24 protein-coding genes are annotated in these 19,888 nt (G+C 35.4%); 2 read left to right on the top strand and 22 right to left on the bottom strand.

Going from position 1 to position 19,888, the window contains the following annotated elements; all coding sequences use genetic code 11:
- Positions 1 to 13: 13 nt before the first annotated feature.
- Positions 14 to 382, bottom strand: coding sequence for an Asp23/Gls24 family envelope stress response protein (locus tag EKM60_RS00910; RefSeq protein WP_125675748.1), 369 nt, complete (start codon positions 380 to 382; stop codon positions 14 to 16).
- Positions 383 to 566: 184 nt separating this feature from the next.
- Here EKM60_RS00910 and rpmB point away from each other — a divergent pair, with 184 nt between their 5' ends.
- Positions 567 to 752 (top strand): 50S ribosomal protein L28, encoded by a 186-nt coding sequence (gene rpmB / locus EKM60_RS00905; protein WP_010019437.1) that lies wholly within the window; start codon positions 567 to 569, stop codon positions 750 to 752.
- 39 nt (positions 753 to 791) lie between these two features.
- Here the strand turns inward: rpmB and EKM60_RS00900 are convergent, their stop codons facing one another.
- From EKM60_RS00900 to gmk, 10 genes are all read right to left on the bottom strand, one after another.
- Positions 792 to 1,463, bottom strand: a complete 672-nt coding sequence (locus tag EKM60_RS00900; RefSeq protein WP_125711653.1) for a thiamine diphosphokinase — start codon at positions 1,461 to 1,463, stop codon at positions 792 to 794.
- Entirely contained in the window at positions 1,463 to 2,125 is a 663-nt protein-coding gene (gene rpe, locus EKM60_RS00895; RefSeq protein WP_125711652.1) for a ribulose-phosphate 3-epimerase, read from the bottom strand. The genes EKM60_RS00900 and rpe overlap by 1 nt, the downstream gene beginning before the upstream one ends.
- Positions 2,126 to 2,137: 12 nt before the next feature.
- A complete protein-coding gene (gene rsgA / locus EKM60_RS00890; protein WP_125711651.1) occupies positions 2,138 to 3,028 on the bottom strand; it encodes a ribosome small subunit-dependent GTPase A in 891 nt (296 codons plus the stop codon).
- 3 nt (positions 3,029 to 3,031) lie between these two features.
- The gene (pknB, locus tag EKM60_RS00885; RefSeq protein ID WP_125711650.1) at positions 3,032 to 4,981 is read right to left on the bottom strand and encodes a Stk1 family PASTA domain-containing Ser/Thr kinase; all 1,950 of its coding nucleotides are present in this window, start codon (positions 4,979 to 4,981) and stop codon (positions 3,032 to 3,034) included.
- Positions 4,982 to 5,725, bottom strand: a complete 744-nt coding sequence (locus EKM60_RS00880; protein ID WP_125711649.1) for a Stp1/IreP family PP2C-type Ser/Thr phosphatase — start codon at positions 5,723 to 5,725, stop codon at positions 4,982 to 4,984.
- A 16-nt stretch (positions 5,726 to 5,741) separates the two neighbouring features.
- The gene (rsmB, locus tag EKM60_RS00875) at positions 5,742 to 7,052 is read right to left on the bottom strand and encodes a 16S rRNA (cytosine(967)-C(5))-methyltransferase RsmB (protein WP_125711648.1); all 1,311 of its coding nucleotides are present in this window, start codon (positions 7,050 to 7,052) and stop codon (positions 5,742 to 5,744) included.
- Positions 7,042 to 7,998, bottom strand: coding sequence for a methionyl-tRNA formyltransferase (gene fmt, locus EKM60_RS00870; protein WP_125711647.1), 957 nt, complete (start codon positions 7,996 to 7,998; stop codon positions 7,042 to 7,044). The genes rsmB and fmt overlap by 11 nt, the downstream gene beginning before the upstream one ends.
- A gap of 13 nt (positions 7,999 to 8,011) precedes the next feature.
- Complete coding sequence (gene priA / locus EKM60_RS00865; RefSeq protein WP_125711646.1) at positions 8,012 to 10,417, bottom strand: primosomal protein N'; 2,406 nt, start codon at positions 10,415 to 10,417, stop codon at positions 8,012 to 8,014.
- Positions 10,418 to 10,493: 76 nt separating this feature from the next.
- The gene (rpoZ, locus tag EKM60_RS00860) at positions 10,494 to 10,748 is read right to left on the bottom strand and encodes a DNA-directed RNA polymerase subunit omega (protein ID WP_057763643.1); all 255 of its coding nucleotides are present in this window, start codon (positions 10,746 to 10,748) and stop codon (positions 10,494 to 10,496) included.
- Positions 10,749 to 10,752: 4 nt separating this feature from the next.
- Positions 10,753 to 11,364, bottom strand: coding sequence for a guanylate kinase (gene gmk, locus EKM60_RS00855; RefSeq protein WP_125711645.1), 612 nt, complete (start codon positions 11,362 to 11,364; stop codon positions 10,753 to 10,755).
- A gap of 146 nt (positions 11,365 to 11,510) precedes the next feature.
- On the opposite strand from gmk, the gene EKM60_RS00850 reads away from it, so the two are divergent.
- Positions 11,511 to 11,834, top strand: a complete 324-nt coding sequence (locus EKM60_RS00850) for a hypothetical protein (RefSeq protein WP_125675728.1) — start codon at positions 11,511 to 11,513, stop codon at positions 11,832 to 11,834.
- Here EKM60_RS00850 and recN read toward each other — a convergent pair.
- The 11 genes from recN to EKM60_RS00795 all read right to left on the bottom strand — a co-directional run bounded on the left by recN (position 11,826) and on the right by EKM60_RS00795 (position 19,887).
- Complete coding sequence (recN, locus tag EKM60_RS00845) at positions 11,826 to 13,523, bottom strand: DNA repair protein RecN (protein WP_125711644.1); 1,698 nt, start codon at positions 13,521 to 13,523, stop codon at positions 11,826 to 11,828. The genes EKM60_RS00850 and recN overlap by 9 nt on opposite strands.
- Before the next feature lie 8 nt (positions 13,524 to 13,531).
- Positions 13,532 to 14,356, bottom strand: coding sequence for a TlyA family RNA methyltransferase (locus EKM60_RS00840; protein ID WP_125711643.1), 825 nt, complete (start codon positions 14,354 to 14,356; stop codon positions 13,532 to 13,534).
- A 14-nt stretch (positions 14,357 to 14,370) separates the two neighbouring features.
- Positions 14,371 to 15,210: a polyprenyl synthetase family protein gene (locus tag EKM60_RS00835; protein WP_125711642.1), complete on the bottom strand. Its 840-nt coding sequence runs from the start codon at positions 15,208 to 15,210 to the stop codon at positions 14,371 to 14,373.
- A 2-nt stretch (positions 15,211 to 15,212) separates the two neighbouring features.
- Positions 15,213 to 15,452, bottom strand: a complete 240-nt coding sequence (locus EKM60_RS00830; RefSeq protein WP_125711641.1) for an exodeoxyribonuclease VII small subunit — start codon at positions 15,450 to 15,452, stop codon at positions 15,213 to 15,215.
- Positions 15,445 to 16,791, bottom strand: a complete 1,347-nt coding sequence (gene xseA / locus EKM60_RS00825) for an exodeoxyribonuclease VII large subunit (RefSeq protein WP_125711640.1) — start codon at positions 16,789 to 16,791, stop codon at positions 15,445 to 15,447. The genes EKM60_RS00830 and xseA overlap by 8 nt, the downstream gene beginning before the upstream one ends.
- Positions 16,784 to 17,644 carry a bifunctional 5,10-methylenetetrahydrofolate dehydrogenase/5,10-methenyltetrahydrofolate cyclohydrolase gene (locus EKM60_RS00820; protein ID WP_125711639.1) on the bottom strand — a complete coding sequence of 287 codons (861 nt, stop codon included), beginning with the start codon at positions 17,642 to 17,644 and terminating at the stop codon, positions 16,784 to 16,786. Before EKM60_RS00820 ends, xseA begins: the two co-directional genes overlap by 8 nt.
- 26 nt (positions 17,645 to 17,670) lie before the next feature.
- Positions 17,671 to 18,072: a transcription antitermination factor NusB gene (gene nusB / locus EKM60_RS00815; RefSeq protein ID WP_125711638.1), complete on the bottom strand. Its 402-nt coding sequence runs from the start codon at positions 18,070 to 18,072 to the stop codon at positions 17,671 to 17,673.
- A gap of 11 nt (positions 18,073 to 18,083) precedes the next feature.
- Positions 18,084 to 18,503, bottom strand: a complete 420-nt coding sequence (locus tag EKM60_RS00810) for an Asp23/Gls24 family envelope stress response protein (protein ID WP_125711637.1) — start codon at positions 18,501 to 18,503, stop codon at positions 18,084 to 18,086.
- Positions 18,504 to 18,526: 23 nt separating this feature from the next.
- Positions 18,527 to 19,090 (bottom strand): elongation factor P, encoded by a 564-nt coding sequence (gene efp / locus EKM60_RS00805; protein WP_125711636.1) that lies wholly within the window; start codon positions 19,088 to 19,090, stop codon positions 18,527 to 18,529.
- A gap of 167 nt (positions 19,091 to 19,257) precedes the next feature.
- A complete protein-coding gene (gene rpmA / locus EKM60_RS00800) occupies positions 19,258 to 19,530 on the bottom strand; it encodes a 50S ribosomal protein L27 (protein WP_125711635.1) in 273 nt (90 codons plus the stop codon).
- A gap of 12 nt (positions 19,531 to 19,542) precedes the next feature.
- On the bottom strand, positions 19,543 to 19,887 hold the full coding sequence (locus EKM60_RS00795; protein ID WP_125675706.1) for a ribosomal-processing cysteine protease Prp: 345 nt from the start codon (positions 19,885 to 19,887) through the stop codon (positions 19,543 to 19,545).
- Between the last annotated feature and the right edge of the window lies 1 nt (position 19,888).

The raw sequence follows: 19,888 nt of genomic DNA, 5'->3' as shown, positions 1-19,888 counted from the left end.
ACCAGCTTAATACCTATTTAATGTCATCCAAGACTTTGATTCCTTGGACATAAACATTCACAGTGCCGGCCGGTGTTCCGAGCATTGTTTCTAGGTTATATTTAACTTTCGCTTTTAAATTTTTAGCAACTTCGGATATTTTGATTCCATATCCTACTATGATATATACATCGACAGCAAGTTTTCCGTCTTTTTGGTCAATAACAACACCACGAGAAAAATCCTCACGGTTTAAAATTGTATTAACTCCATCACGCAATTGGTTCTTGCTTGCCATACCTACGATACCGTATATGTCTGAAGCAGCACCGCCAACAATTGTTGAAACACTGTTAGTGGACACGACGATTTCGCCATGCTTTGTTTTAATTGTAACTGCCATTCTGGATCCTCCTATCTTTGGACCTTATCTATCCTATCATAACCATAAAAATTTTATCATAGCAAGATTTTGAATTAAAGATTTATGGTCAATATTATTACTCTATTGCTTTAGTTGCAATGTTATGGTAAATTAGTCAGGTGATATTTTAAAAGAAAACATGTAGCCAAAGGAGGTCGGTCCCATGGCAAAAGATATTATTACAGGCCGTAAGACAGTGTTTGGTAACAAACGTTCTCACGCTCTTAATCAATCAAAACGTTCTTGGAAGCCAAACTTGCAAAAAGTTCGTATCATGGTTGATGGTAAGCCTAAACGTGTTTGGGTTTCAGCTAGAGCTTTGAAATCGGGAAAAGTTACCCGCGTATAATTTTAAAATAACTAAAAAAAGGACTAACGATTAATTTCGTTAGCCCTTTTTGTTTTGCTTAGCATCGGAACTTTGGATAACAGCAATAACGCCGCTTCCAAAATTAAAGTCGATTGAATCACCAATGAACTCATTACTGGCCCAACTGACCGGGTGATCAGCACTGAAGTCTTTTAATTTATATTTTGCATTTACTAAATTTAAACGTGTGACTGGTCCTAAATTAATAAAACCAATATATTTCATCCCATGTTCATGATAAACCGTATAGCTACCAGGTTTAAAAAATCTAATAGTATTATTAGCTGATTTGAAATAAAGTTTGTCATAAAAATCAAAGAATCGTCTATCGAATGGTAAGAATAAATTGACCAAGAAATGATCGATTCGCCCACCAGTACCACCATAAATGATGTACTCTTGAGCATTAAACTTTTCTCTTGCAGCCAATAAACATAATTCAGAATCAGTATCATTTTTTTCTGGAGGAAATTTATAAAAGTTTGAAATATTATCTTTTAAGAGTTTTTGTTCTTTTTTATTGATAGAATCAAAATCTCCCATAGCAATTTCAGGAATTACACCGTTTTGAACTAAATATAAACTTCCACGATCTGCCCCGACCCATGGTCCGGGAATTGCTTTGATACTGTTCATTTCCTCAGGATATTCACTTTTGGGACCACCTAATAAAACATTAACTCGTTTCATTAGTCTTCCACGAGGTCCTTTAATTTATTGATCCTACCCTCAAAATCATCACTACCGAAGAGATATGAACCAGCAACGAAAATATCAGCTCCAGCATCAGCACATTTAGTAATTGTTTTATCATTAATTCCGCCATCAACTTCAATTTGAAAATCGTCAGCGGCAGATGTTTGGCGTAATTGATCCAAACGTTGGATCTTCTTTGTCATACCTGACAAAAATTCTTGACCGCCAAATCCAGGATTAACAGTCATAACTAAAATTTGATTAATAATTGGAAATAATTCTTTAACATTTTCCAAAGCTGTCCCCGGATTAACTACGATTCCAGCTTTAGCGCCTAATTGCTTGATCATTTGAATTGAACGATAAGTGTGATTGGTACTCTCGGCATGAACTAAAACAGTATCAGCACCAGCTTTTACGATTGGTTCAATATATTCCTCCGGATTGTCGATCATCAAATGTACATCTAAAGGTTTATCAGTGATTCTTCTCATTCCTTTGACGACACTAGGACTAAAAGACATATTTGGTACGAAGTGTCCATCCATAATATCAATATGGAACAAATCTGCACCAGCTGCCTCAGCCATTTTAACGTCCCTCTCCAAATTCATAATATCAGCGGAGAGAATCGATGGAGCTATCTTGTTTGTCATTAAAAACACTCCTTAATATTTTTTCTTGTAAGAATTTATTTCATTTAAAAAGTATAAATAATCGTCATAACGACTTTTCATGATCGTACCATTTTCAACCATTTCTTTGACTTTACAGTTAGGTTCATTAACATGGTGACAACCTCTGAATTGACATTCGCCACTGTATTGAACAAATTCTGGAAAAAGCGTTGGCAGTTCTTCTTGATCTATCTCGATCAGTTCCAATGAGGAGAATCCTGGTGTATCAGCAACTAGTCCACCTTCTATATTAAATAGAGAAACTTGTCTAGTCGTATGTTTACCACGATTCAAAGTCTGAGAAATTGCCGCTGTGGCCAATCCTAATTCTGGATCAATATGATTAAGCAAGGTAGATTTACCAGCACCTGATTGGCCAGTAAAAACAGTTATCTTGTCAGCAAAATGCTTTATCAAATCTTGAACTTGATCATCGCTGTAGCTGTCTCGGCCATCAAATACAACATAGCCAGCTTTACGATATCCATCCAAGACGACTTTAAGATCTGCATACTTATCATCATCTAATAAATCAGTTTTTGTTAAATAAATTAACGGTTCAATGTCATTATGTTCGATATTCACCAAAATTTTATCTAATAGGTTGCTAGAAAAATTAGGTTCTACAGACGAAGTTACAACAATAGCTTGATCAATATTAGCTATTGGCGGACGAACAAGACTATTTTCTCGATCTTCTATTTTTAGAATATAGCCAAGATCTCCACTTGCTTCATAGGTGACCATATCACCTACGATCGGTTTGATCTTACGCTTTCTAAAATTACCTCGCGCTCTAGTTCTAACCAACTCATGGCTTTCATGATCTAAAACATCATAAAATCCACTGATTGATTTGATAATTCTTCCTTCTCTTTCCATCTACTACCCGCTTACTGAGCCGGTCGCAATCGTTTGATTGTCACGGACGATATTATAAGTCCCCGTTTGACCACTCTTTAAATTGAAATTCAATGTTGTTGATGTTGTTTGTGTTATTGTCATCGTTTTATAAGGATTACTAATACTATGTGTAGCATCCCCAAGATAAATTGTAACGGTATTACTGCTACCATTGCTGTCATCAAATGGTATTTGAACATCTTTTGTTACATTTTTAGTGTTCGAATCACTGTCACTGTCTGAATTGTCTTTATCAGTGTCCGAATTGTTGCTATTACTTTCATCTTTACCTTTAGACATTACGACTGACAATGTAGATCCTTGAGTTATATTACTTCCTGCCGTTGGTGTTTGAGAAATCAACACTCCAGATGCAACGGTATCAGAATACTGATATGTAACATCTAATACAGCATCTATTTCATCGGCATAATCTTGAATACTCTTAAGATTGTAGCCTGACAGATCACGTACTTTATAAGATTTTTTCTTTACTGTTGGTGTTTTAGCAATCGTTAAAACCAATTTTTTCTTCTTAGCAACGACTTTACTACCAGCTTTAATACTTTGCTTCATAACCACTCCTGCGGAGTAATCATTAGTAGACTTGTACTTCAAATGGATACTGAATCCACGTTTCTTCAGACCGTTAGATACCTCAACATACTGTTTTCCAGTAACTTTTGGCATCTTATAATATGTGGCTCCTAAACTGACAACTAAATTAACTTTGGCATTATTTTTCAGTTTAAGCCCTTTCGCCGGTATTGACTTAATAACATGTCCCGCAATTATATCATCATCATTTTCCTTTGAAATGGAACCCACTTGCAAGTTAGAACCCTTGAGCATGACTGTGGCCTGTTTGATAGTTAAGTTATGCAGATCTGGTACCGAAGTTTCCGCACTTCCACGGACAATGGCAAAAATTAAAAACAGCAACAATAGAATCGGGATAATAGACATCCACATTATTTTTTTTCGTTTGCTACTTTTCTTTTTGGCAGGCTTATCTTGATCAACATCTCTTAATGGTTCCATAACTTTAGTTTCTTCCAAATTATTATGAACCACCGGAATAAACTTAGGTTCATTGGCACGTTCTGGAAGTAAACAAGTACTAATATCTTCACACATTTCTCTTACTGATTGGTAACGTTCTTCTGGATCTTTAGCTGTTGCCTTTAAAACTACGTTCTCCAAGGGTTGTGGAATATTGTGATCAATTGCATGCAGATCCGGAATATCCTCCTTAGAATGCTTTAGAGCAACAGATACAGCTGTATCTCCTGTAAATGGCACGTGCTTAGCTAATAATTCAAATAAAATGATTCCCAAAGCATAGATATCAGACAATACTGTGGCCGATTTACCACGTATTTGTTCTGGAGACATATAGTGGACCGAACCTAACAATGAATTAGTTCTTGTTATCGACTGGTCACTCAATGCCAAAGCTATCCCAAAATCTGATACTTTAACTTGTATCGGATCTTTAGCTTCATCTACTAAAATATTCTCTGGTTTCAAATCACGATGAATTATTCCGTGATCATGAGCAGTTGTTACGGCTGAACAAATTTGTTCCATAATATCAACAACTTCATGATAAGGAATCGGAAAGTGTGTTTTGATATATCTCTTTAAATTAGGACCGTCAACATATTCAATTACAATGAATTGAATCCCATTATCATTGCCAACATCCAAAACGTTAACAATATTAGGGCTTGAAAGACCACTGGTAGCTTTAGCTTCACGGCCAAATCTTCTCTGAACAGATTCGTCATCTTGAAGATCATATCTCAAAGCCTTAACAGCAACTTTTCTGTTGAGTCTTATATCATTTGCTAAATAAACATTAGCCATACCGCCTTCGCCAAGCGTACCTAAGATCTCATAACGGCCACCAACAAGGTAACCTTTATCCATTTACTTATTACCTCCATTTCCCGAGGCAAAAAGTAAAGCGGTGATATTATCTCTCCCACCAGCTTGATTAGCTTTATCGATCAGAATATGGCACTTAGCGTCTAAACTAATTTTCTCACTCAATACTTTCTTCATTTCCTTTTCAGGAACCATATTAGTAAGTCCGTCAGTACATAAAAGAATAATTGCATCATCGATAAGATCAAAATTTTTGATTCGTGGTTGAACAGTCTGAGAAACACCCAATGTTTGAGTAATAATATTCTTTTGTGGATGGTTCTCAGCCTCTTCAGGACTAATTTGTCCAGTCTCTAATAGTTCATGAACTAAAGAATGGTCAACACTAAGCTGTTCCAATTCCTTGTCGTGATAGATATAGCAACGTGAATCGCCAACATTTACTACCATCATTTTCTTATCGACAAAAAATACGCCAACCATAGTTGTTCCCATACCATTCAAATCATCAAATTGATTTGAAACGGAGACTATTCGATCATTCTCTTTACTGATTTCTTTGATGATCCATTCACGCAAATCATCTAAGTCATTAATATTCGACTGTTCAAAGTTGTGTCCCAAGTGAGAAACTGCCATATCTGAAGCAACATCCCCACCACGATGTCCTCCCATACCGTCAGCAACGATACCGAAAATAACATCTTTTTTATTCTTAAATACATTTACATAATCTTGATTATTTTTTCTTAATTTACCGACGTCGGTTAATAACGCGTAATCCATATCCAACTTTACCTCATTAATTTTTTCGCCTAAATGCTGCTATAAAGAATCCATCAGTGAAATAGTCACTAGGGAATAATTTTATAGTATCTTCATTAGACAGGTCATTTTTTATTGAAACCAATTCATAGTTTTTGTGATTATTCAAAAATTTCGTAACAATTGCTTCATTTTCTTCATCATCAAAAGTACATGTACTGAAAACTAATCTACCATCTACTTTTAATAAATCACTGATACTATTCAGGATATCGAGTTGAATCTTTTGCAAATTTAGCAGATCTTCGAATTCTCTAAAATAACGCAACTCAGGTTTTCTTCTGATCAATCCAAGTCCGGAACAAGGAGCATCTACCAAAATCTTATCAAAGCTCTGGGCAGGAAAATTATCTTTAGCTTTTCTAGCGTCCATAGCTTTCGTCTGTATTATATCCTTATAACCCAGTCTCTGACCATTTTCTCGAATTAATTTTGTTTTACGCTCATGGATGTCTAAAGCAGTAACACGACCATCTTTTAAATAACTGGCAATATGTGTTGTTTTACCACCCGGTGCAGCACACGTATCCAAAACTTGATCATCAGGTTTCAAGTCCAAGGCTGGAGCAACTAACATTGAGCTTTCATCTTGAATCGTAAATAATCCTTCTTGGAACTCTGGTGTGTCAAATAAATTACCACTATTAAGTGTTAATCCAACCGGTGAAATGCGACTATTTTCAACTTCAAAATCTAATTCTTCTAAACGATTCTTCAAATCTTCAACACTAATTTTATTAGTATTTACCCGGATAGAAACATGTGAGGGTTGATTGATCGATTCCAAAATTTCAATTATTTTATTAATGCCTTGTTGTTCGATCAAGAGTTTTACTAACCATAACGGTGTGCTGTAACGAATACTTAAATCCTCTTCACCATGACCCGTTGGTAGATCCTTAAAGCCATGACGCTGATAATTTCTCAAAACACCTGTTACCAACTTAGCTAAGCCAATACTTCCATTTTGTTTAGCGATCTCTGTTGATTCATTTAAAACAGCATGGTCTGGAATTTTATCCAAATAATGCATCTGATATATAGCACTCATCAAAAGATTCATGATCCAAGGTTTAACTGTTTTATCTTTAAGATATGGCTTCAATTGATATTGGAGCACATACATATTCTGTAAAACCCCATAAACAATATTTGTCATCAGTCTTGAATCGACATTTGACATATCCGAGCGTTGTAACAAGTTACTGATCTCGATATTTGAATATGCTTTGTTTTGTAAAATTCTAGTTAATGCTTCCACTGCTACTGCACGAGGATTATTTTTCATTTGTATTGACCACTACTTGTCCTTTTTCTAAATTACTGCCTAAACCATTCATATAGTTGGCAATATCCATAACTTTCTTACCTGCTGGTTGAATTTTTTTGATTGAGAGACCCTGCTTGTCACCAGCAACTACAACTAACTTTTTCTTACCAGTTTCAAAAACAGTTCCAGCTGCTTGATCTGTTTCGATGGAAACTACTTCACTCTTATAAAATTTGGTTCTTTGACCATTGAACATTTCCCAAGCACCAGGTTCTGGGCTCAAAGCTCTAATATGATTAAAGATCTGTTCTGCAGATTGTGTAAAATCTAGTTTCTCTTGTTCTTTAGATATATTAGGTGAAAAGACAACTTTATCTTCATCTTGTTTAATAGGTTTGATTGTATTATCTAGGATATGTGGAATAGTTTCGATCAATAAGTCTCGACCAACGATTGCCATTTTGTCAAAGATAGAACCATTGTCATCTTCTGGTGTGATTGCCACTTTAGCTTGACTGATAATATCACCAGCATCCATAGCTTTAACCATGTACATGATGGTGATACCAGTTTCTTTATCACCATTCATGATCGACCATTGAATAGGTGCTCCGCCACGATACTTAGGTAAAAGTGAACCATGAACGTTTATTGCAGCTACTTTAGCTGAATTTAGAAATGATGTTGGCAAGAATTGTCCGAAGGCAGCTGTAATGATCAAATCTGCATTCAAGGACTTCAATTCTTCAACTTCTGGACTCCCTGAAAGTTTAGCTGGTTGATATAAATGAATGTTTTCTTCTTCAGCAATCAATTTAACTGGACTCTTTTGTAGTTTTTGTTTACGCCCAACTGGCTTGTCCGGCTGAGTCACAATTGCTTTGATCTCATAATCTGTTTTTAAAAGGCCCTTTAAAACGGTGGCTGAAAATTCTGGTGTACCTAAAAATATTACACTTGTCATTTAGTTATGCTCCTTAATCAATATGTTGCGGCTCATTGTCAATAGCGACGGTGAAGCCCTTTTTTGTATCTGCTTGTGTATCATTTAATATCTCAAGCAATTTTTGATGTAATTTTGGTTCACGTTTATATTTTACAATAATTTGATAATAATACTTATTTTGTTTTCGAGAAACCATTGTCGGACTTGGTCCTAACAGAATTGCACTATCAGATAGAGCCGTTGCCAATTGGCGTTTAAGCCAATAAGCCTGCTTCAATGTCTGACCCTCATCTTTGTGGGAGACGCTGATCAAAGTCGTAAAATAATACGGCGTATAGTTTGCTTGATGGCGTAGATACATTTCTTGTTTATAAAAGGTTTCATAATCCTGTACGGCTGCATCTTTTATCGCATAATGATCAGGATTAAAAGTTTGAATTATTACATTACCTGATTTGTCAGCTCGACCGGCTCGACCACTGGCTTGAGTAAGTAACTGAAAGGTTCGCTCACTAGCTCGATAATCGGACAAACTTAGCGTGGTATCGGCATTAACAATCCCCACTAAAGTAACATTTGGGAAATCCAATCCTTTAGCAATCATTTGGGTACCAAGTAAAATATCGGCATTTTTATCACCAAACTGTTTCAATATTTTAGCATGTGCACCTTTTCTACGAGTCGTATCGACATCCATTCGTAAAATTCGTGCTTCCGGCAGTAATTCATTTAATTGACGTTCCAAATTTTGCGTTCCGGTTCCATAAAAACCAATTTTTTTGCTGTGACATTGAGGACAAGACTGTGGTACTTCCTCCTCATGACCACAATAATGGCACTTCATTTTCCCTAGATCCTTATGATACGTCAACGAAACATCACAATTAGGGCATTTCAAAACAAATCCGCACTCACGACACATCATAAAGGACGAATATCCTCTTCGATTCAAAAGGATGATCGCCTGCTCATGACGTTTTAAGATTCGCCAAAGTTTATCTTGCAATAAAGGTGATAAGTCACCCTTAACTGCAGAATTTTCAGAATCACGCATATCAACTATTTGAACATGAGGCAAAGGCTGTTGATTGATGCGTTTCTTCATTCTAATCAACTGATAAACACCTTTTTGAGCACGAGCGCGAGATTCCAAACTTGGTGTTGCACTTCCCAAAACAACCGGACAGTTATGTTTCTTGGCTCTCCACAGAGCCACATCTCGAGCATGATATCTAGGATTATCATCTTGCTTGTAACTAGCCTCATGTTCTTCATCAATAATAATCAAACCAATATTCTTTAATGGAGCAAAAACTGCACTGCGGGCTCCTACAACTACTTGAACACTGCCATTTTCGATTCGAGTCCACTCGTCATATCGTTCACCACTAGATAGACCGCTGTGTAGAACAGCAACTTTATTGCCAAATCGACCAGTTACTCGATTGACCATCTGCGGAGTAAGCGAAATTTCTGGAACTAGCATTAATGCAGTCTTATTTTCAGTTACAGCTCGATCAATAGTCTGTAAATAAACTTCAGTCTTACCACTACCAGTAACACCTTCGATCAAAAATGTCTTAGCATCTTTGGAGTCTATAGCTTGATCAATTTGTTCTACTGCCTGAGTCTGTTCTTCTGAAAGATCCATTTTAGTAGTTTTTTCGGGCGTGATGCCTACTGGCTTTCTTCTCTTTGTTACTTCGATAACTGACAAAATGTCATTTTTATCGGCTGTTTTAATAGCCGCACGATTTACCCCTTTTGAAACTAGATCACTTAATTCAATTGGCAAGTTATTTAAGTTATCTATTAAATAGTTTACTAACTTTAATTGAGCTTTAGCGTTTGATCTCAACTCACTGCGCTTTTCACGTAATTGAATCGGATTCAAGCTAGTGGTTATAGCTTGTCTTTTAATCTGACTGGCCTTGTTTTCTACAACATACTCAATTTCAACTTTATCTTGTCTTTTCAAATGTTTGATCATTCTAATAGTTTCATCACTCATTTGACTTGTTACTTCTATACTATCTTGTCCCTGAAATAATTCTTGATTTTCCGGATCAGCAGCATCTTTAGGAATAACTAGCTGATGATATTTAGCTCGCATCACATTGGGTAACATTGTTTGTAAACACGATATTTGAAATGAATATGTTCTATCCGCTAACCATGATGACAAATCCAACATTTCAGACGACAAAACAGGCCGAAGATCAATAACTCGATCGATCGGCTTTAGTTTTCCTTTAAAATCACTTGTATCTTTCAATTTCATTACAAAACCTTGTATCTTTCGCTTACCACGTCCAAAAGGTACTTCAACACGCATCCCCGGTTCAACAACTTCTGACAGGCTGCTTGGAACATCATATTCAAAAGGACGATTAGTTTGCATTGTTGGCACATCAACAATTACTTCTGCAACTGTCATAAATTAACTTCACCTACGCAATAAATAAAAAACCCTCACAATTATCATTCAGACAATCAGTGAAGGAATTTTAAAACTATTTTTCTTCTTTTTTCTCTTCCTCAACTCGTTCGGCTTCTTTTTCAAGAAGAATTGAATTAGGATCAATTTCAATTTTATCGTCGGCAATTTCTTCAAAAGCCTTTCCGATAGTTCTTGGTGATTCATACTTGTTAAGTAATTCAACATCACCATCTTCTAGTTGATGAGCACGTTTTGCTGCTAAAACGGCCAAAGAATATCTTGAATCAACTTGGTCTAATAGTTTATCGATCGATGGATAAATAATCATATTATCATTCTCCTATTATTTTTTTATATTTGTCAATTACACGTGTCACTCTTAAGTGTTCACTTCTAATTATACCTTCAATTTTTTTGACTGCATTAGGTATTTTATCATTAACTACGGCATAGTCATAGTTTGACATCATTTCAATTTCTTTTTTGGCTTGTTCCATACGTTTATCAATAGTCTTTACATCGTCAGTTCCACGATGTGTAATACGACGACGAAGACTTGGTAAATCAGGTGGTGTTAAGAAGATAAATACACCATCAGGCATCTTTTCACGCACTTGCATAGCACCGTTAACTTCTATTTCTAATAAAACGTCGATACCAGCATCAAGCTTTTGATTAACATATTTTAATGGTGTTCCATAATAATGGTCAACATATTTGGCATATTCTAACATTCCGCCATTTTCAATTTCTTCCTCGAACTCTTCATTGGTCCGGAAATAGTAATCGATACCGTCTTCTTCTCCAGGTCTCATATTTCTAGTTGTCATTGATACAGAATAATCAAATCTGATCGAAGATTTCTTTACCATTGCTTTTCTAACAGTCCCTTTTCCAACACCGGATGGGCCTGATAGAACGATTAACATTCCCCTTGTTGACATATCATTTATCCCTACTTATTCTTATTTTCTTTTGATCAAAAACTTGTTACACACAAATAAATATTAAGAAATACTAAAATAAAGTTGCTTATGCGAACAAAGGTTCGTATAATAAAGACACAAACAAGCGTTCGGGGGAATCGAATATGGAACTAAAACAAAATCAATCAAATACCTTCACTAAGAACATCATTAACAATACTGCTAAATTCATCGATAGGAACTTCGATTTCAATATGGATAGTAAAAGTGTTTCCCAAATCAAGCAAATGCCTATTAGACAACTGTTTATTTTTGCTAAACAAAGTTTTCAAAAACAATATTATATTAATGTAACTATGGTAAACGAAACATCTATGCAAGGCAAGTTGATTAAAAGAATTAATCCAAATAAATATATTCTGGAAGTTAATAAAAATCTATTTCAAATAGTTGATATCAATAATCTTAAATCAATAAAGTTAATCTAACCTTTTTTGTTCACCCTGTGCTAACTCCAACAATTCTTGAGCATGTTCTCTTGTAAGGTCAGTGATTTTGGTACCAGCCAACATTAATGAAACAGCTTCAATTCGATCTTGATCGTTAAGTAATGAGACTTTAGTTTGTGTCTTATTCTTAACGGTCTCTTTTTTTATCTCAAATTGTTGATCACTCATAGCCGCAACTTGAGGTAGATGAGTAATACATAATACTTGTACCGACTGGGCAACTCGATAGATCTTATCACCGATTGCTTGGGCGACCCTTCCACTAACACCGGTATCAATTTCATCAAAGATAATCGTATCAACATTCATTTTTTCAGCAATAATTGACTCAAATGCAAGGATAACACGAGATAATTCACCACCAGAAGCAACTCTGACTAACGGTTTGAAATCCTCACCGACATTAGTTTTAAGATTAAATCTTATTTGATCGATACCCTTATTAGTCAAAGATTCACTGTCCAAAGTTTTAAATTGAACATTGAATTTAGAATTTTTCATAAATAATTCTTCTAGCTGTTTATTGATTGATTTCTCTAATTCATTTGCCGTTGTGTGTCGCTTGTCAGATAATATCTTGCCTAATTCCAACAATGCATTCTTATCATCTTCAATAGCCGCAGTCAATTTGTCCTCAGTTGAATCATCAATATCAATTTTATCTAGTTCATCATGTGCATTTTGTCCATATTGAATAACTTCATCTAAAGTAGGACCATATTTCTTTTCCAAATTATCAATTACCGTTAAACGTTTTTGGATCTCATCTAATCGGTCTTCATCAAAATCAAGATTATCCAAGGCATCTGAAATAGTAGCGGCGTCATCTTGAATTTGATAATAAGCACCATTGATTGAGTCATATAATTCTTGATACGTTTTATCAAATTCTTTAATATCGTCGAGACTATCACGAACATTACCTAACGAATCAACTGAACCAATGTTATTTTCTGACAGAATACGATAGCTCTCTTGAAGGCTACTATTGATCTTCTCAAAATTGGCTAGATGATTCTTCTCCGTTTCCAAAACTTCATCTTCACCCTTTTTTAACTGAGCTGAATCAATTTCTTCAATTTGGAATTTTAACATATCGATCCTTTGAACGATATTCTGTGAATCCTTCTGAATCGCTCGTAAACGTGCCATTTTTTCTTGATATTGACTAAATAATTCCTGATATTTTACTAAATTATCTTTGAATTCGTCATCAGAGAATCTGTCTAATATATCAATGTGGTTATCTTCGTCCAATAGTTCCTGTTGCTGGTTTTGTCCGTGAATTTCAACTAAGAAACGGCCAATATCTTTTAATGTGTTTGTATTAACCAATTCGTTATTAATACGACAAACATTTCGACCTTTACGATTTATTTCTCGATTTACAATGATCGAATTATCCGAATGGTCAATTCCGTAGTGATCCAAAGTGGCAAAAATAGGACTATCTGAATGAACTTCAAATAATCCCTGCACTTTTAACTTATCTTGTCCTGTTCGAATAAAATCAATTGACGAACGACTTCCTACTAACAAACCTAGGGCATCTATAATAATCGACTTACCTGCACCAGTTTCACCAGTTAAAGCTGTCATACCCTTTTTAAAGTCAAGCCGTAATTCATTAATAATTGCAAAATTATTGATTATTAATTCCTTTAACATCAAATCACCTATTTATTAAGACTTGTGTACGCTGCATTCATAGTATCTTCAATCGATACACTATCTAAAATCTCGCCAGGTTGTTCTGTTTGAGGTTTTTGAATATTCATCAAGAATTCAATATTACCCTCTCCACCTTTAATAGGAGAAAAGTCTAATCCTTTAACGATAAATCCTGACTCTTTAGCGAAATTCAAAATCTTCTCTAAAACCATCTGATGAACTTTATGATCACGCACGATACCATGCTTACCAACATTCTCTGGACCAGCTTCAAATTGTGGTTTGATTAGACAAACAGCTTCAGAACCGGGCAATATGATATTAAACATTGGTGGTAAGATCAGCTCCAAAGAGATAAATGAAACATCAGTCATAGCAAATTCTGGCAATCCATCGTGAAAGTCATCAGGTTTGCTGTAACGAAAATTAACTCGTTCCATCACTACAACACGATCATCACTGCGCAATTTCCAAGCCAATTGATTATAACCAACGTCTAAGGCATACACCATCTTGGCACCATTCTGCAAAGCTACATCAGTAAATCCACCGGTTGACGAACCAATATCAAGACAGATTTTATCCTGTAGATCAATATTAAATGATTCCACAGCTTTTTCTAACTTATAACCACCACGACTAACATATTTACTATGCGCACCTGCGACAACATGAAGGATCGTGTCTGGATCGATTTTTTCACCCGGCTTGTCAAAACGTAAATTATCTTGGTTATAGACTTCCCCCGCCATAATTGAACGCTTAGCTTGTTCACGTGATTCAAATAAATTTTGCTCGACTAATAATACATCTACTCTTTTTTTTGCCAAAAATTTTCACCTGTCTATTTAAAATAGTCTAAGAAACTGACCATCAAATTCTTATCAAACTTTTCTTCCTTTAATACTGCATTCAAAGCATCTTTAACTAAATTACGTAATTTTTCTTCGGTAGCAGATTTTCCGATCAGATTAGGAAAAGTATTCTTGTTGACATCTTCCCCATCATCACTGTCATCTAAATCATCTTTTAATTGAAAGGCTAGTCCCACCTTTTGTCCATATTCTACTAAATGACTTGATAATTCATGATCCGCACAAAACGATCCAATAGTAATTGCAGCAACGATTAAATCTGCCGTTTTATGTTGATGCAATAATGTTAATTCATCTTCATTTAATTTCTGATGGCTAATATCTGTCATTTGACCGGCAACCATACCCATTGGACCAGCATTATGACTCAATATTCTAACAGCAGCCATACGTTTAGATGCATCTAAATTAGACTTAGCTATCCAATAAAATGCTTGCGTCAATAATCCATCGCCAGCCAATACCGCTGGACCAGTTCCAAATTTCTTATGACTAGTTAACTTACCACGACGATAATCATCATTATCCATTTCGGGTAAATCGTCATGGATCAATGAATACGTATGGATCAATTCGATAGCACCAGCAATATCATAATAGTCCTTTAAATCTTCCAGTTTCACACCACAAGAATATATTACGGCTAACATCAAAACTGGTCGAACTCTTTTTCCACCAGAATTTAAAGAATAAAGCATAGCATCCCTTAATTTGGGTTGCTTTATTTCCTTATTTAATTTAGCAGTTAAAAATTGGTCAAATTCAGGTAGGACTTTTTCATGAAAATCACGAAATTCTTTTATATCCATAACTATTCATTACCTTCATTATCTTTATCTTCTAATGTAGACTCTGAACCATCTTTTTGCATGATTTTTGTGACGGTTGTTTCAGCATCACCGAGAGTTTTTTCAAGCTTTTTACTTAATGAAATTCCCTTTTTGAAATTCTCCATAGCTTCTTCCAAAGGAACATTTCCATTTTCAAGATTAGTTACAATGTCTTCTAAATCTTTCAAATTATCTTCAAATGATTTCTTTTCTTCAGCCATTATTTTCCTCACTTATTTCCTTGGTTATTAATTTAACATTACCATCAGTAACTTTTAAATTGATTGTTTGATCAACTTGATAATCTTTTGCTTGTTTTAATATTTTACCATCATCATTAGTCGCAATAGCATAACCACGACTCAAGGTTTTTAATGGGCTCAATGAATCTAGTGCAGCAACTTCTTTACTGAAGGAGTTTCTATTGTTATTAATAATCTTATTAGTAGAATTTAGAATCCTTTGTTGATAATTATTTACCATTGTATCGTAATAATGCAATTGGCTCATCGGCGATTGATTATTTAAGCGACCACGTAAATCCCACAAAGATTGTCTTTGATTATAGATCTGCTCTGAAACCACTTTATTTAATCGAGATGTCAAATTATCAACTTTTTGCAAATAAACTTCATAAATACGCTCTGGATGCTGTAAGAATGTATTTTGAGCATAATTTCTAACTTGGTCGCGATAATTTTGAATCAATTTAACTTGAGCATTACCCAAACGAGCTTTCAAGTCTTGAATATGCATCAAGACATCACGTAAAACTGGTGTGGCCAATTCTGCCGCGGCTGTTGGTGTAGCTGCTCTTAAATCGGCAACCATATCTGCAATCGTAGTATCTGTTTCATGTCCAACTGATGAGATGATCGGTATCTGACTTTGAACAATCGCTTGAGCTACTACTTCCTCATTAAATGGCCAGAGATCCTCGATCGAACCACCACCACGACCAATAATGATCGTATCAAAGTTTCCGATTTCATTGATTCTCTTTAATTGTTCAACAATTGTAGCTGCAGCCAAATCACCTTGAACCTGAGCTGGAAATAATACCAACTGAACGATTGGATAGCGTCTTTTAACGGTTGTCATAATATCATGAATAACAGCTCCAGATTGACTAGTCACAACAGCTATTCGTTTAGGAAATTGTGATATTGGACGTTTAGGCAAATCAAAAACACCTTGTTGAGAAAGTTTTTTCTTTAATTGCTCTAGTGCCAAATACAAGGCTCCTAATCCATCAGGTTCCATTGACTCAACATACATCTGATAAGTTCCACTTGGCTCATAGAGTGAGATTCTGCCCTTTACAAGTACTTTCATACCTTCTTCAGGTTTAAATTTCACTTTACTGAAATTAGATTTGAACATTATTGCCGATATTTTAGCTTTATCATCTTTTAAAGAAAAATATTGGTGTGAGGGTCGTAATCGAAAATTAGAAATCTCCCCCATCAAATAAACGTGCCCCAAATAAGGGTCAACGTCAAATTTTCGTTTAAGATATTGCGTTAGTGCAGTGACCGTTAAATATTTGGAATTATCCATTAGCACGGCCTTCGGCAAGCTCAATAACTTGGTCCATTAATGCTGTAATCGTCATCGGACCAACACCACCAGGCACAGGAGAAATAAAGCTGACAGTATCTTTAACATCGTCAAAGTCTACATCTCCACATAACTTACCATTTTCATCATGATCCATACCAACATCAACCACAACAGCACCGTCTTTAACAAAATTCTTGTTAACAAACTTGGCCTGTCCAATGGCAACGACCAAAATATCAGCCCGTTTAGCAATATCAGCTAAATTTTTAGTATGAGAATGTGTCATAGTAACGGTTGCATTCTTAGCAAGCATCATAGCAGCAACTGGCTTACCAACGATATTACTGCGACCAATTATTACAACATTCTTACCGTCGATATCAACATTATAAAAGTCTAGCATCATCATGATACCTGAAGCTGTAGCAGGTAATGTGTGAGGTTCACCAGTCCAAAGATTACCAACATTCTCTGGTGCAAAACCATCAACGTCCTTTTTGGAATCGATTGCTTGAATAACTTTTTCTTCGTCAATATGATCTGGCAATGGTAATTGAACAATAAAACCATCAACAGTATCATCGTGATTCAACTGATCAATTTTTTCTAATAATTCATTTTCTGCAACTGAATCGTCAAAGTGGATCAATTGAAAGTTGATACCCAATTTCTCCGCACGACGCTTCTTATTTCTAACATAGATTGCACTGGCGCTATTGTCTCCAACTAAAATTACGGCTAAACCTGGAGTCACATTTTGATTTTTTAAATCAGCAACTCGTTTAGCCATTTTCTCATCTAATGCACCAGCTACTTTTTTACCATCTAAAATTTCCAATTTATTCACCATAAAAAGGCTGGTACAAAGTACCAGCCTTACCCTTCAACAAAGTTAGATAATATACCGTTAACAAATGATTTTGAATCTTTATCGCCAAATTCACCGGCTAATTCGATTGCTTCATCAATTGCTACTTTTTTGGGGACTTCTAAACTATTTTCCATTTCAAACAATCCCACACGCAAAATAACCCGATCAATTCGTGATAATCTTTGAATTGTCCACTTTTTCTTCAAGTGATCGGCAATTTCTTTATCTAATTCGGCTTGTTTTTCCAAAGTTCCAGATACTAAGAAAGTTAGATATTCAGGAGCTTCTTCCTCACCCAAATCAGCTATATCCATAACTGAATTAATTGCTGTTTGCGAATCGTCTTTTGTTGTTTCAATGGAAAAAAGCGATTGAACTGCAAGTTCTCTGATTTTATGTCTATTCATACTCACTCGTTTTATTCCTTTTTTTCCGTTGTTACACGTTCTATTTCGCCATCTTCTTTTTTAGCGATCAAACCTACAACATGTACATTGATCTCATTCAAAGTTAAATCGGTCATGAATTCAAGTTGTTCAATGGCTGATTTTTGAATTTCTAAGGATACTTTGGGAATAGATACGCCGTACTCTAGATAAACAAACACGTCAGCAGAAACTTGATTATCATTAAAGACAACATCTACACCTTTACCGTGATTGATTCTTCCAAATAAAGAATCTAAACGACTGGATAGACTTCCTCTCATTTCATAAACGCCTTCGACCTGACTAGTAGCGATTCCTAAAAGAATCTCAATAACTTGATGTGAGATTTCAACGTTTCCATTTATTTTTCCACTATCTTGTTTTAGAGAAACATATTTTTGTTCAGCCATAAACTTATCTCCATAATCAAAAATTAGTTAGCACGTGAAATGTATGTACCATCTTGCGTGTTAATTGTTAGCATATCACCTTGGTTAACAAAGAATGGAACTTGGACAACAAGACCAGTTTCCATAGTAGCTGGTTTTGAACCACCTGATTGTGTATCACCCTTAATGGATGCTTCAGTTTCTGTAACTTCAAGATCAACCGTATTAGGGATATCTACACCAAGAGTTTCACCACCGTACATCATGATGTTAACTTCCATGTTTTCCTTAAGATACTTAAGTTCGTTCGTGATTTGTTCTTGTGGAAGTGATAATTGTTCATAAGTAGTCATATCCATGAAGACGTGGTTTGTACCGTCAGCGTATAGATATTGCATCTTCTTATTTTCAATTTGAGCTTTTTCAACTTTAGCAGTTGATCTAAAAGTCATTTCTTGAACGGCACCTGTTCTCAAGTTCTTTAACTTAGAACGTACGAAAGCACTACCTTTACCTGGCTTAACATGTTGGAACTCAATAACACGCCATAAACCATCTTTTACTTCAATAGTTAGGCCATTTTTAAATTCATTTACTGAAATTGACATAATTTATCTCCTCGATTACTTTAAACGTTAAAAAACACTTTACATATTATCTTACCAATATTTCTATGAATATGGCAATAACCCACGCTTATTATATAAAAAAAAGAGGACTATGTCCTCTTTTTTCAACAATTTGAGTTGTTTAGAGGTGATCCCTCTAACTCTTATTAGTAAACTGAAACTTGTTTCTTGTCTCTACCAAGTCTTTCGAACTTAACAACGCCATCTGCAAGAGCAAATAATGTGTCATCGCCACCGCGACCAACATTAGCTCCAGGATGAATCTTTGTTCCACGTTGTCTATAAATAATTGCACCGGCAGTGATAGCTTGACCATCAGCACGTTTTGCGCCTAGTCTACGACCAGCTGAATCACGTCCATTAGCAGTTGATCCACCACCCTTGTGGTGAGAGAAAAATTGTAAATTCATTTTAAGCATGAAATTTACCTCCTAATTAAAGTCGATTTTATTTTTTTGAATCTGAACTTCTATGTTTTTAGGATAACTATCTTGAATATCTTTCAATGTCCAATATAAGTTTTCCAATAACAAAGCTGTATCATGTGATACTGCTTTGTCAAAGCGACAACCAAGGTGTCCACCGTTTTCCTCGTCGAGAACTACGAGTGGAGTATCCTCAGTAAGTTTTTCCAGATTATTGATTGTTCCAATTGAAACTGCCGAAACAGCTGCACAGACAAGGTCCTGACCGTATGGTCCAGAATCTGCATGTCCTAGAATCAAAAAAGATTCAAATTTTTGGTCTTCATTCTGGTAAAAACTTGCTCTAATCATA

This window comes from Companilactobacillus kedongensis, assembly GCF_003946625.1.
Classification (GTDB): domain Bacteria; phylum Bacillota; class Bacilli; order Lactobacillales; family Lactobacillaceae; genus Companilactobacillus; species Companilactobacillus kedongensis.
The sequence above is the reverse complement of the archived record's forward strand: the minus strand, read 5'-3'. Positions and strand labels throughout refer to the sequence as shown.